The following is a 12530-nucleotide window of genomic DNA, read 5'->3' as shown; positions in this document are numbered from 1 at the left end:
GGCGTCTGCCCACACGGTCCGCTTGGCCTGAGAGGTTCCGGGGAGGAGTTGCTCCTTCGGCGCCGGACCGATGGCTCCGGTCCGGGCTCTCCCGCGTGGGGATCACGACTACGCGCGAATGTTACCCCGCCCGAGTTAACCGGAAGTTTCCGACGTGCCCAAGAACACCAGGTCACCAACGGTGGTCATGGACAGATACAGGTAGTGGTCGTGGTGGTACGCCGGGTGGTCGTGCTGGTGGTGCGCCGGCCGGTGCTGGTGGTCGGCCGGATGATGCTGGTGCGAGCGGTGGTGCGGGCGGTGGTGAGGGGTTCCTGGCTGACCACCCTGGTCGGACTCGGCGAGCTGCCGCCGGGTTCGATCACCGCTCTGGTCAGGAACACCCCGACCACCGCCGCCACCACCGCGCCGACGGCCCCGATGACCGCGGCGGAACGTTCGAAGGCCATGGCCCTCCCCCAATCCGGATACCTTGCGCACCAGCGAGGATGCGTCCGGTTCCGGATCGGGGGACTAGGTCGTTCAGGTCATCGGCGGTAACGATCGCGGATACCTGGAGCGCCGCTGGTCAGCCGCTGCTTGGCGGGCCGCAGTCGGCGGGCTGGCCGAGTGCGCCCTGGCGGCAGACCCGGTAGGCGGTGGGGGTGCTGAACCGGAACGCCTCGCGCACCTGTTCCCGGGAGGCGCCGCACTGGGTCTGGGAGATGTCGGTCCAGTTCGTGCCGGCGAATGCCTCCGCCCAGTAGCAGCTCAGCCTGGGCGCCCTGGTGTCGAAGACGCCGGAGACGGTGGTGACGCACGCCGGGTTGCACACGGTCTGCGCCGAGGCGGAGAGCTGGGCCCGGCCGTCGGGGTGGCTGACGCTGATCGAACCCAGCGGCGCGGCGGCGGTGGCGGGGCTGCCGTGGATGTCCCAGACCGGGGTGCGCACCTCGGGGCCGCAGTCCGGCCAGACACCGCGGCAGATCCGGTAGAAGCCGGGCGGGAAGGTGTGCCAGGACTGGGTGACCCGGCTCTTGTCCAGGCCGCACTGGGGTTCGGTGAACGGCAACCACAGCCCGCGCATCGAGCTTTCCAGGCGGTAGCACTCCTCCGGGGCGCCCGCGGTGACGAACACCCCGCGCACCGTGTCGGTACACCGGGGATCGCAGACCCTGGTGACCTGGGCGACGAAACCCGCCTGCTCGAATCGCAGGGTCATCGGTCTGGTGGCGCCCTCCGGACCGGCCGCCGCGGTCGCGGCCAGGCCGAAGGCCGCGGCCAGCACCGCGAGCAGCAGCAACACAACACGTCGAATCATGGCTGGTGAACCCCCTGATCACGGCCGCCCTGCGGCGGCCCGCGGTCAGTGTTGGGCACCGGGTGCGCCGGCAGAAGGGCGAGCGCGGTTTCCTGCCCCGGCGGTCGACCCGTTCGGAGCAGGGGCGGGGTTCAGCCGGTCTGCCGGTCCCGGCGCTTGCGGGAGAGTTCGTCGTCCTCGCCGGGCAGCAGCTCCACGCCGTCGGCGCGTTCGGCCGGGAACTCGTGGATGGTGCCGCTGATCTCGCGCATCGCCCCGCTGACGGCGATCCCGAACACGCCCTGCCCGCCCTGCAGCAGATCCACCACCTCCTCGGGGGAGGTGCACTCGTACACCGTGGTGCCGTCGCTGAACAGCGTGATCCGGGCCAGGTCGCGCACGCCGCGGCGGCGCAGGTGATCCACCGCGACCCGGATGTTCTGCAGTGAGACACCGGTGTCGAGCAGACGTTTGACCACCTTCAGGACCAGGATGTCCTTGAAGGAGTAGAGGCGCTGGCTCCCGGAGCCGTGGGCACTCCTTATGGTCGGCGAGACCAGTCCGGTGCGGGCCCAGTAGTCGAGCTGCCGGTAGGTGATCCCGGCGATCTGACAGGCGGCGGGCCCCCGGTAGCCGACCAGTTCGTCCGGCAACGACAGGTCCGGGAACAAGGCACCCTGCTCGGGCGCGCCTCGATCGCTGGGCGCTTCCTCGACCACGCGTGCCTCCCCTCGGCCGACCTTCCGGTCGGCAACGGCGACCGCACGCCCGTGCGAAGACTGGCGTGCCGGTCCTGAGCAGGCGGCCGGGAAGTGGATCAGCCCCGGCGCGATTGACTCGCCACCGACGGTAAGACGGCCCATCCCCCGGGTCAACGCGACGCGCGGGGAAGGCTCCCGCGTCCCGCCCAGACCTCGGGCCCGGTTCACTCTTCTGAACCGATCCGCGCCTTGTCACCTGGTCGGACGGTGACGAGCGGCCACGCATCCCAGCACAACCGCCACAAGATCACAGCTTGACCGCACGATCGTGTGCGGGACGAAGGTTGGTGATCACTGAATGAGTAAGGCCCGGCGACTCCGCTCACGCGGTGTCGCCGGGCCCTGGCAAAAGTCAGCGTTGTCTCTAGGTGTCCGCCCCGCGGAAGTCCTCCGGTGAGACGGAGTCGAGGAACTCGCGGAACTTCTCCACCTCGTCCTCCTGCTCGTCCGGGATGACCAGGCCCGCCTCGGCGAGCACGGACTCCTCGGCGTGGATGGGCACCCCGACCCGCAGCGCGAGGGCCACCGAGTCACTCGGCCGGGCCGAGACCCGCACATCCCCGTCGAAGACCAGCTCCGCGAAGAAGGTGCCCTCCTGCAGATCGGTGATCCGGACCTGTTCGAGCTGCCGCCCCAGTGCCCCGATCACGTCCTTGAGCAGGTCGTGGGTCAGCGGCCGGGACGGTCGCACCCCCTGCTGCTCCAGTGCGATCGCGGTCGCCTCCACCGAGCCGATCCAGATCGGCAGATAGCGGTCACCTTCGGTTTCACGCAGCAGCAGGATCGGCTGGTTCGCGGGCAGCTCCACCCGCACACCGACGACGCGCATCTCGCTCATCGGAACTCGCCTCCTCCAGTGCGTTGGACCGCAACATCCCCACCATGACGAGGATCGCGTACCGACTCCCCCGACGCTACCCGCCGCAGGACACGGTTGCCCGCTCCAGTCCATGTCATCGCGGGCACGAATATCACGTTTCGGCCGCGACCTGCGCGGGAGTCACCCGCCGGTCACGCCCCGCAGTCCGATCTTGACCAGCAACGTGTGCAGCGTCACGGACAGCGCGGCCAGCTCCCTGACCACCTCATCCGCCCTCGCCCGCGCGTCCCGGTCGCGTTGCCGGGCCAGCGGTGCGGCGATTTGCTCCACCAGCCCTACTTCCCGGTCGGCGGAGGAACGAAACGCGCGCAGGTGCCGGGGTTCGATGCCGAACTCGGTCATCGCGCGCACGGTGCGGACCAGCGCGGCGGTGTCGGAGTCGTAGAACCCGGCGGCGCCCGCCCGCACCAGCCCGTAGCGCTCCAGCTCGATCAGGGTGGCCGCGTCGATGCCGGTGCTCTCCAGCAGTTCCTCGCGGGTCAGCCGGATCTCGCCACCGCGCTCGAAGGCGGTGGCGGTGGGCAGGCCGTCCACCGCGACCAGCGTCCGCGGCGGGCGCGGGGCGGGACCGGAGGGCAGCTCGCCGTCGTCGATCGCCTCCAGCTGCTCCTTGATCACCTTCAGCGGCAGGTAGTGATCCCGCTGGGCGGCGAGCACGAAGCGGAGGCGTTCGACGTCGATCGGGGAGAACTGGCGGTACCCCGAGGGGGTACGCGCCGGGCGGACCAAGCCTTCCGATTCCAGGAACCGGATCTTGGAGATGGTCACCTCGGGGAACTCGGCCCGGAGCTGCGAGAGCACCGTGCCGATGCTGAGGCCACCACGCTGGGGCCGCCCGGCCGCCGTCACTGAGCCGGTGCGCCGGGGCCGGTCAGGAAGACCAGTCGGAACTTGCCGATCTGGACCTCGTCCCCGTTGGCCAGCACCGCGGTGTCCACCGGCGCCCGGTTGACGTAGGTGCCGTTGAGGCTGCCGACGTCGACCACGACGAACTCCCCGCCCTCACGGCGGAACTCGGCGTGCCGCCGGGAGACCGTGACGTCGTCGAGGAAGATGTCGCTGTCGGGGTGCCGGCCGGAGCTGGTGGTGTCCCGGTCGAGCAGGAAGCGCGAACCCGCGTTCGGGCCACGCTTGACCACCAGCAGGGCCGAACCCGACGGCAGCGCGTCGACGCCGGAGATCGCGGGCTCGGGAGCCGCGGTCTCGGTGCCTTCGACCTCGGAGAGGAAGTCGGCGCGGAAGATCGAAGTGGACTCTGCGGGACGCTCCGGCGGAACGCCGGGCCCGTCGTGCGTGCTCACCTGAGTGCTCCTCGTGCCGGATGGATCATGCGAAGTGTCCTGCCAACGTACCGTGTTGGTCTCGTCGTTCCCTGAGCGGCTCCTGCGCTTGCCGAAGAGCCGGCGAAAGATCGAGATCACGCTTCGCTGATCTTCTCGGCATAGGCGGCGGCGTCGAGCAGCTGCTCCAGCGCCGCGGCGTCGTCCAGCCGCAGCTCGAAGAGCCAGCCCTCGCCGTAGGGATCGGTGTTGATGGTCTCCGGCGCGGTGACCACGACCTCGTTGACCGCGGTGACCTCACCGGCCAGCGGCGCGTAGATGTCGGAGACGCTCTTGGTCGACTCGACCTCGCCGACGGAGTCGCCGGGCTTGACCGTGTCGCCGAGGGCGGGCGGCTGCACGAACACCACGTCACCCAGCGCGTCCTGCGCGTAGTCGGTGATGCCGATGCGCACCACGCCCTCGCTGGTGACCTGCACCCACTCGTGGTCGTCCGTGTACTTCAACTGCTCGGGCACATTCACCGAGTGTTCTCCTCCCGTGCCGGTGCGACGCGCCGACCAACTTGTGTCAACCGGCTGGTCGAGCGTATTTCTGCTTGCGTTCCGCTCGCAACGCGGTGATCTCCACGCGCTCCTGTTGCTGGATGCGTGTCGAGCCGCCCTTGCGTTCCACTGTGTCCACCACCCCACCGGGGATGTTCAGTGCCGCGGCAAGAGTAGGGGGATCGCCGATGGCCGTGATCACGTAGGGCAGGGTCAGGGTGGTCCCGTCGATCCGGATCAACCCGTCCGCGCCGGTCAGCGCGGTGTCCACGCCCACCCGGACCGGTCCGGCCTGCAGGGCCTCGGCGCCGGCGTTGCGCAGTTCCTGGATGACGTCCAGCAGCACCTCCGGCCCGAGTTTGCCGGTGCCGTCGTTGATCTCCACCCGCAGTCCGGGTCCGGCCACCGGCACCGTGCCGGTGAGCACGGCCAGCGCGGTGACCCGGCGGCGGGCCTCGTCCAGGGCCGCGGCCGAGGCGGTGCCGCCCTCCTGCAGCCTGCGCAGGGTGGCCTCGGACTCGGCGATCTCCTTGCGCAGCGCGGCCTCCTTGGTCTGCAGGCCGTCCAGCAGCACGATCAGGTCCTGCGGCCGGGCCTCGGCCAGGCCCTCGCCGGTCTGGGTGCGCCGGACCTGGGCGACCAGGGCCACCCCCAGCACCAGGCAGAGCAGCACCATGGTGGATCCGGTGACCCAGCGGTTGTCCCTGATCCGGACCAGGCGATGTTTGGCGCCGACGCGTTTCGGCGATTCCGGTTCGGCCATCTCAGGCCTTGAACAGGTGTCGCCGGATCGCCGCGGCGTTGCCGAAGATCCGGATGCCGAAGACCACCACGACCGCGGTGGACAGTTGCGCGCCCACGCCCAGCTCGTCACCCAGCCACACGATCAGCGCGGCGATGACGACGTTGGAGACGAAGGAGACCACGAAGACCTTGGCGTCGAACTTGCCGTCCAGCCGGGCCCGGATGCCGCCGAAGAGCGCGTCCAGCGCGGCGACCACCGCGATCGGCAGGTAGGGCTGAGCCCATTCGGGCACCGTGGGGTCCAGCCACAGGCCGAGCAGGACGCCCACGGCCAGGGCGAACAGGGCGATCACCGTTTTCCTCCAGTGGTGCTGGTGGGCGGGGTGGTCGAACGCGGCGGCGGCTGGGTGGTCGAGGAGACCGGCGGTTTGGTGACGGTGGCGGCCAGTCTGCCCTCGGTGATGCCCGCGGCGGCCAGGCGCAGCTCGTCGCGGGTCTCGACGGTGAACACGGTGCCGTAGTCGGCGGCGAAACCGAGGAAGCGGCGGCTGGCCTCGGTGAGGGAGAGCGCGTCGCGCATCTCGGCTGGCGAGCCGATCGCCTCCAGCACGTAGGGCTGGGTGATCGGGCGGTTGTCCACCAGCATCGCGCCGCCGGCCTGCCGGATGGTGGCCCGTGGCTGCAGCCGGACACCGCCCACCGCGACCGCCTCGGCCCCACTCGACCACAGCGCGTTGACCAGCACCTGCAGGTCCCGGTCCAGGATGTTCTGGTGGTTCTGCGCGCCGCGGGCCTCGATCGGGTCCCGGACGGTGATCAGCAGGCCGGGTCCGCGCACCGCGACCGCGCCGGCGGCCTGGTTGAGCGCGGTGAGCCGGTCCAGTTCGGCCCGGCCCGCCTCGTCGCCGTCGAGGGCGCGGCCGCGGGCCTGGTCGAGGGACTGGGCGAGTTCGGCGGCGCGGCGGCTCAGCTCCTCGGTGTTGGCCCTGGCTGCCTGCACGTCATCGGCCAGGCTGCGCCGGGCCTGGTCGGCGTCCGGGGCGCGCTGACCGGCGTCGGAGGCGGCCACGCCCATCAGCAGCCCGGCCAGCAGCGCGCCGCCGACCAGCCATGCCTTGTGGCTGCGTCGTTTCGGCGGTTCGCCGCCACGCCGCTGGTGCGCCTCGTCGTAGCCCGCGTCGAGGTGGTCGCCGAGCAGCTGACCGAGGATCCCCAGCTCAGCGGGTTTCGGGTCAGCCACCGGCGGCCTGCGCGAGCCGGGGCGGGGCGCCCGCACGCAGCGCGCCGCCGAGCTGGATCAGGTAGAGCACCGCGGCCCAGACGTACATCGCGCTGCCCCAGATGGTGAAGGCGTAGGCCAGCGGCCGGAACCACTCGGCGCCGGTGTAGGTGCCGTCGGTGAGCAGCAGCAGCGGGAAGGCGTACATCAGGCAGAAGGTCGCGGCCTTGCCGACGTAGTGCACCTCGAACGGCCCGTAGCCGAGGCGGCGCAGCACCAGCACCGCGATGCCGAGCACGATCTCCCGGCCGACCAGCACCGCGACCACCCACCACGGCACGATGTCGCGGAGCAGGAAGGCGATCAGGGTGGCCAGGATGTAGAGCCGGTCGGCCGCCGGGTCGAGCAGGGCGCCGAGGCGGCTGGACTGGTTGAGCCAGCGGGCCAGCTTGCCGTCCAGCCAGTCACTGAGACCGGCGACGACCAGCACGATCAGCGCGAGGATGTCCGCTTTCGGGCCCAGCAACAGCCACAGGAACAGCGGGACTCCGGCGAGCCGGAGGAAGCTCAGGATGTTCGGAACGGTCCACACCCGGTCCGGCAGCTCGGCCTGTGCCGGTTCCTGCCTGGTGCTGCTCACTCGTTCCCCTCCAGCCACCCGTCTGATCCGCGCTGCTCAGGGTGCCACACCGGTTCGGGGTCGATGTGGGGTGGCCCGAGGGGATCAGACGGGTGGCGAGGGCGCCGCGACTCAGTCGCGGCGGGTGCTCCACCCCTGACGCTGCAGATCCGCATTCGTCAGCAACTGCGCACGGCCGCGGTCATCGACGCCGGCCCAGCGGGAGCGGCCGAAGCCCTGCTCCAGGACGAACGCGTGTCCACCGCTCCACACCACGCTGCACGGCGCGGTGGGCAGGCTGGACAGGCGGGTCGTACTCGCCGGGGTGTCGATGGTCGCGAAGACCGTCTGTGCGCTCATGGTGGGCGGCACCTCCATCAGGTAGTTCGGCTCGCCGCGGTTGAGCGTTAGCGGCGATGAACCAATGATGTGGTGCACGCGACAGGTTTAGGCCTGATTCCCGGTGGGTAGCGGTGACCGGCGCCACGGCGTCGGTGAAGGGCAACCAAGACTTCGTCCCGGCTAAAGCCTTGATGTTCTATCGACCGGAAGTTTCCGGCCCGAAACAAGAAGTAACAGGTCAGAGCGGTGCGCGCCCTTTGAGGGCCGTCTGGTCCAACGGCGACGGAGCCGCACGCTGGGCGCGCGGCTCCGTCGACGAACGGTTGAGCGGCCTCAGCCGGCCAGCTCCTCCAGTGCCTGCTGGGCGGCGGCCAGCTCGGCCTGCAGCTGCTCGACGCGCTGACGGTGCCGTTCCCTGGCGGCGTCGATGACGGACTGGACGGCCTCGGCCGCCTCCTCCGGCAGCTCGGCGGCCAGGTTCGCCACGTTGGCCGCGGCCACCGGTGCGGGCTTGACCTTCTTCTTGCCGCTGACGACCTCGACGGTCCACTCGCCGTCGGCGGTGGCGGTGAGGGTGACCGTCAGCTCAGCGGCCCCGGCGGCCGGGGCCTTCTTGGCCGCGGGCTTGGCCGGCTTCGGCTTCTCCGCGGGCTTCTCGGCGGGGACGGACGGGGCGGACTCGGCCGCGGGGGCGGCCGGAGCCGACGACTCGGCCGCGGGCGAGGGCGCTGGGGACGCCGGCGCCTCGTTGGGGGACTCGGCCTCTGCCGTGGTCACGGGAACCTCCTCGGTTGGGGTCACCGTCCGTTTGCGGGACGGCTTCGTGATGGTGACTTCGCTCGGTGAGAAGGACAGCACGTCCATCGACCCGGTCGGCCGGACCTGGATGAAGTCGCCCTCCGACTCATCACCCAGGGCCAGCACCTTGCCGGAACGACCTTCCTCGACGCCAACCGCCGAGGAGGTGAACCACACGATCGGGAGGCGACCCTCGGTGAGTTCACCGCGGACATGGTCCAGATCCTGCTCCGACAACACCTGGGGCATCGACAACTCTTCTCCTTGCAGGGGCGTGATCTTGATGATCTTGGTCAGCGGAAGAAAGCTTGCCGCACACCCCTGACAAAACATATCGGGAGGGTCCGAGGCACCGAATCGGGCCGCCAGCGGGCATGATCGGGGTATGACGCAGCAGAACCTGTGGCTGGCCGATGTCGACGGCAACCTGGTCAGGGCCGCTCAGGTGGTCGGCCTGAGCGTGTACGCCCTCGGCGGCTACCCGGTCGGCAAGGACGCGCCCGGCGAAGTCACCCTCCGCGCCGATCTGGCCGCCACCGCCCCGGACGGCTCCAGCCTGACCCGCACCCTGACCGCCGCGCTGCCCTTCGCCGTGGTCGACGAACTGCGCAGGCACCTGGTGCAGCAGCTGGCCCGGCTGGGCGAGTCCGCGGAGCCGGTGGTGCTGCGGGTGGAGCTGAAGGACAACGTGATCCGGTGGACGGTGGACCGCTTCGGCGCCCGCCCCGAGGCCCCGGCGCCCGCGCCGGTCCCGGAGCCTGCCGCCGCGGGCGTCCCCGGCTGAACGACCGAGGGCGGGCGGTGTCGGTGATCGACACCGCCCGGTACCGCGGCGGGCTCACTCCACGGTGAGGCTCTTGGCCAGGTTGCGCGGGCGGTCGATGTCCCTGCCGAGCTTCTCCGCGATGTGGTGGGCGAAGAGCTGCAGCGGGATGCCGAGCAGCACCGGGTCGAGCTGGACCTCGTTGCGCGGCACGAACAGCACGTCGTCGGCCAGTCCGGCGGGCAGTTCGGTGTTGGTCACCGCGATGACGGGGCCGCCGCGGGCCTTGATCTCCTCGATGGTGGCCAGGTTCTTGCCGAAGGTCTCATCCGCCGGGATGACCACCACCGAGGGCATCTCCGGGTTGATCAGCGCCAGGGGTCCGTGCTTCAGCTCGGCCGACTGGTATGCCTCGGCGTGGATGTAGGAGATCTCCTTGAGCTTCTGCGCGCCCTCGCGGGCCACCGGGTAGCCGCGCACCCGGCCGACGAAGAACATGTGCCGGGCGTCGGCGTACTTGTGCGCGACCGCGCGGATCGCCTCCTCGGCGGCGAGGATCTCGCCGAGCTGGTCCGGCAGCCTGCGCAGCCCGTCGACCAGGCGGCGGCCGTCGGCCAGGCTGAGGTCGCGGACCCGGCCCAGGTGCAGGGCGAGCAGGGCGAAGGAGGCGGCCATGTTGGTGAAGGACTTGGTCGCGGCCACCGAGACCTCGGGTCCGGCGTGCAGGAACAGCCCGCTGCCGCATTCCCTGGCGATGGCGCTGCCGACCACGTTGACCACGCCGAGCAGGCGACCGCCCTTGCGCTTGAGTTCGGCCACCGCGGCCAGGGTGTCGGCGGTCTCGCCGGACTGGCTGACCGCGATGTAGAGGGTGTCGGGGTCGATCACCGGGTTGCGGTAGCGGAACTCCGAGGACGGTTCGGCGTCGGCGGGGATCCGGGCGAGTTCCTCGACCAGGGTCGCGCCGATCTGGCCCGCGTAGTAGGAGGATCCGCTGCCCAGGAACTTCACCCGGCGGATCGAGCGCACCTCGCGCGCGTCCAGGCCGACCCCGCCGAGGCGGGCGGTGCTGAAGCGCTCGTCGAGGCGGCCGCGCAGGGCGCGGTCGAGTGCGGCCGGCTGCTCGTGGATCTCCTTGTGCAGGAAGGTCTCGTGCCCGCCGCGGTCGTAGTCCTCCACGCTCATCGCGAGGGTGGTCGGCGTCTTGGCCACCGCGGAGCGGTCCAGCCTGCTGGTCACGTACTCCCCGGCGCGCACGGTGGCGAGTTCGCCGTCGTCGAGGTAGACCACCTGCTGGGTGTAGCGGACCAGCGCGGCGACGTCGGAGGCGATGAACATCTCGTCGTTGCCGATGCCCAGCACCACCGGGCTGCCCTGCCGCGCGACCACCAGTTCCTGCGGGAACCGGGTGTCCAGCACCACGATCCCGTAGGTGCCCTCGACCTCGGAGAGGGCCTCGCGCACGGCGTCCTCCAGGCGCTGCGCCGAGCTGCGCGCGACCAGGTGGGCCAGCACCTCGGTGTCGGTCTCGGAGGTGAACTCGGCGCCCTCGGCGCTCAGCTTGGCCCGCAGCACCTCGGCGTTCTCGATGATCCCGTTGTGCACCAGGGAGATCCGGCCGGTGGGGTCCAGGTGCGGGTGCGCGTTGGCGTCGGTGGGCTCACCGTGGGTGGCCCAGCGGGTGTGCGCGATGCCGATCCCGCCGACCAGCTTGTCCGGCACCAGTTCACGCAGTTCGGCCACGCGCACGGCGGCCTTGACGGTCTTGAGCCTGCCCTTGCTCAGCACGGCCAGCCCGGTCGAGTCGTAGCCGCGGTACTCCAGCCGGTGCAGGCCCTCCAGGAGCACCTCGGCCGCGTCCCGGTGTCCGACATAACCGACAAGTCCGCACATACGCTGTTTCTCCCTGCTCAGTGGATGATCCGGCTAGCCGTAGACGATCCGGCGCAGCTGCCGCGCGGACAGCGCGGGCGCGGCCACCGGCCGTCCGGCCAGTTCCGCCGCCACGATCGCCCAGATGTCGTCGTTGCGCCGGTTGCGCCGTTTCAGTTCCCGGTGCCGCCGCCGGACGTAGTCCTCGACCGGTTCGGCGAAGTAGCCCATGACATCGCTGACCACCCGCGCCGCGACCGCGGGTGGCAGCCCCGTGCTCGCGACCACGTGCCGTACGAGATCGTCCGGCAACGGCGGCGCGCCCACAGGTACCTCCAGCCCAGAGCCTGCCCCGCCGCGGTCCGGCTGAGCAACTTTCCTGCCCGAATTCGGGCAAGCCAGCCTCCCATACTGCCCCGTCCGGCGGTGTTAGCGTCGCCGCGTGGCCGACTCGCGTGACGTGCTGACCCGCCCGGCACCCGCCCCTGACCGCGTGCTGCGGTACGGCGAAGGACCGGACCGGGTGATCGATGTCAGATACCCGGTCGCCGAGGGCCCGCACCCGGTGATCGTGGTGGTGCACGGCGGTTTCTGGCGCGCCGAGTACGACCGCACGCACACCGGCCCGATGTGCGCGGCCCTGGCCGACGAGGGCTATCTGGTGGCCACCATCGAGTACCACCGGGTCGGCCAGCCCGAGGGCGGCTGGCCCGGCACCCTGGACGATGTGGCGGCCGCGCTGGACGCCCTGCCCGGCCTGCTCGGCGCGTCGGCCGATCCCGATCGGGTGGTTCTGCTCGGCCATTCCGCGGGCGGCCAGCTCGCCATGTGGTCGGCCAGCCGCCACCGCCTCCCAGCACACAACCCCTGGCACCTCCCACGGCGCCCCACCCTGCGCGGCGTGCTGTCCCTGGCCGGGGTGCTGGACCTGGTGCTGGCCAACGAGGAGCAGCTCGGCGACGGCGCGGTGGCCGGCCTGCTCGGCGGCCACCCGGACTCACACTGGGAGCACTACGCCGCCGCCGACCCCACCCGCCTGGTCCCGACCGGCGTCCGCGGCATCCTGCTGCAGGGCCTGGCCGACCCGTGGGTGCCACCGGAGGTCAGCCGCTCCTACGCGGCCGCGGCGGTGGCCGCAGGCGACCCCACCGAACTGCGCGAACTCCCCGGCGAGGGCCACTACGGCGTGATCGACCCGGACTCGGCGGCCTGGCCCGAGGTGCTGCGCGCGCTGGCCGACCTGATGGCCTGACCGGCCGAGCAGCCCGCGCCGCTCGCCAGCCAGAGCCGACCTCCGCCCGCCCGTCCACCAGCCCAAGCCGAGCAGCTCCCGCGCGCGGGCCCGAGTGTCAGCGCCCACCCGCCAACCCGGGCCGGCCAGCACCACTCGCCGGCCCGAGCGTCAGCACCCACTCACCAACCCGGGCC

Annotated in this window: 17 protein-coding genes and 1 riboswitch; of the genes, 2 read left to right on the top strand and 15 right to left on the bottom strand. The window is 71.2% G+C overall.

Annotated features, from left to right (window positions below; genetic code table 11):
• Positions 1–4: 4 nt before the first annotated feature.
• Positions 5–104: riboswitch (glycine riboswitch) on the bottom strand.
• Between the two features lie 81 nt (positions 105–185).
• From HNR67_RS18580 to HNR67_RS18520, 13 genes are all read right to left on the bottom strand, one after another.
• A complete protein-coding gene (locus tag HNR67_RS18580; protein WP_185003514.1) occupies positions 186–449 on the bottom strand; it encodes a hypothetical protein in 264 nt (87 codons plus the stop codon).
• A gap of 119 nt (positions 450–568) precedes the next feature.
• The gene (locus HNR67_RS18575; protein WP_185003513.1) at positions 569–1300 is read right to left on the bottom strand and encodes a hypothetical protein; all 732 of its coding nucleotides are present in this window, start codon (positions 1298–1300) and stop codon (positions 569–571) included.
• Positions 1301–1431: 131 nt separating this feature from the next.
• Entirely contained in the window at positions 1432–1998 is a 567-nt protein-coding gene (locus tag HNR67_RS18570) for a MerR family transcriptional regulator (protein ID WP_185003512.1), read from the bottom strand.
• A gap of 406 nt (positions 1999–2404) precedes the next feature.
• On the bottom strand, positions 2405–2878 hold the full coding sequence (locus tag HNR67_RS18565; RefSeq protein WP_086781012.1) for a bifunctional nuclease family protein: 474 nt from the start codon (positions 2876–2878) through the stop codon (positions 2405–2407).
• A gap of 162 nt (positions 2879–3040) precedes the next feature.
• Complete coding sequence (ftsR, locus tag HNR67_RS18560; RefSeq protein ID WP_185003511.1) at positions 3041–3769, bottom strand: transcriptional regulator FtsR; 729 nt, start codon at positions 3767–3769, stop codon at positions 3041–3043.
• On the bottom strand, positions 3766–4221 hold the full coding sequence (gene garA, locus HNR67_RS18555; protein WP_185003510.1) for a glycogen accumulation regulator GarA: 456 nt from the start codon (positions 4219–4221) through the stop codon (positions 3766–3768). Before garA ends, ftsR begins: the two co-directional genes overlap by 4 nt.
• Before the next feature lie 116 nt (positions 4222–4337).
• Entirely contained in the window at positions 4338–4724 is a 387-nt protein-coding gene (gene gcvH, locus HNR67_RS18550) for a glycine cleavage system protein GcvH (RefSeq protein ID WP_185003509.1), read from the bottom strand.
• A 46-nt stretch (positions 4725–4770) separates the two neighbouring features.
• Entirely contained in the window at positions 4771–5508 is a 738-nt protein-coding gene (locus HNR67_RS18545; RefSeq protein WP_185003508.1) for a DUF881 domain-containing protein, read from the bottom strand.
• A gap of 1 nt (position 5509) precedes the next feature.
• Positions 5510–5842 (bottom strand): small basic family protein, encoded by a 333-nt coding sequence (locus HNR67_RS18540; RefSeq protein WP_185003507.1) that lies wholly within the window; start codon positions 5840–5842, stop codon positions 5510–5512.
• Positions 5839–6729, bottom strand: coding sequence for a DUF881 domain-containing protein (locus HNR67_RS18535; RefSeq protein ID WP_185003506.1), 891 nt, complete (start codon positions 6727–6729; stop codon positions 5839–5841). The genes HNR67_RS18540 and HNR67_RS18535 overlap by 4 nt, the downstream gene beginning before the upstream one ends.
• Complete coding sequence (locus HNR67_RS18530) at positions 6722–7348, bottom strand: CDP-alcohol phosphatidyltransferase family protein (RefSeq protein WP_185003505.1); 627 nt, start codon at positions 7346–7348, stop codon at positions 6722–6724. Before HNR67_RS18530 ends, HNR67_RS18535 begins: the two co-directional genes overlap by 8 nt.
• A 111-nt stretch (positions 7349–7459) precedes the next feature.
• Positions 7460–7687 carry a hypothetical protein gene (locus HNR67_RS18525; RefSeq protein ID WP_185003504.1) on the bottom strand — a complete coding sequence of 76 codons (228 nt, stop codon included), beginning with the start codon at positions 7685–7687 and terminating at the stop codon, positions 7460–7462.
• 315 nt (positions 7688–8002) lie between these two features.
• Positions 8003–8716 carry a DUF6319 family protein gene (locus HNR67_RS18520; RefSeq protein WP_185003503.1) on the bottom strand — a complete coding sequence of 238 codons (714 nt, stop codon included), beginning with the start codon at positions 8714–8716 and terminating at the stop codon, positions 8003–8005.
• Positions 8717–8852: 136 nt separating this feature from the next.
• On the opposite strand from HNR67_RS18520, the gene HNR67_RS18515 reads away from it, so the two are divergent.
• Positions 8853–9251, top strand: coding sequence for a hypothetical protein (locus tag HNR67_RS18515; RefSeq protein WP_185003502.1), 399 nt, complete (start codon positions 8853–8855; stop codon positions 9249–9251).
• Positions 9252–9305: 54 nt separating this feature from the next.
• On the opposite strand, the gene glmS is transcribed toward HNR67_RS18515, so the two are convergent.
• Both glmS and HNR67_RS18505 read right to left on the bottom strand, forming a co-directional pair.
• Positions 9306–11123, bottom strand: a complete 1818-nt coding sequence (glmS, locus tag HNR67_RS18510) for a glutamine--fructose-6-phosphate transaminase (isomerizing) (RefSeq protein ID WP_185003501.1) — start codon at positions 11121–11123, stop codon at positions 9306–9308.
• Between the two features lie 33 nt (positions 11124–11156).
• Entirely contained in the window at positions 11157–11429 is a 273-nt protein-coding gene (locus HNR67_RS18505; RefSeq protein WP_185003500.1) for a hypothetical protein, read from the bottom strand.
• Between the two features lie 115 nt (positions 11430–11544).
• Between HNR67_RS18505 and HNR67_RS18500 the strand changes: the two genes are divergently transcribed.
• The gene (locus HNR67_RS18500; RefSeq protein WP_185003499.1) at positions 11545–12354 is read left to right on the top strand and encodes an alpha/beta hydrolase family protein; all 810 of its coding nucleotides are present in this window, start codon (positions 11545–11547) and stop codon (positions 12352–12354) included.
• Positions 12355–12530: the final 176 nt, after the last annotated feature.

The sequence above is a fragment of the Crossiella cryophila genome (assembly GCF_014204915.1).
GTDB classification, from domain to species: domain Bacteria; phylum Actinomycetota; class Actinomycetes; order Mycobacteriales; family Pseudonocardiaceae; genus Crossiella; species Crossiella cryophila.
This window is presented reverse-complemented; position numbering and strand designations above follow the sequence as displayed.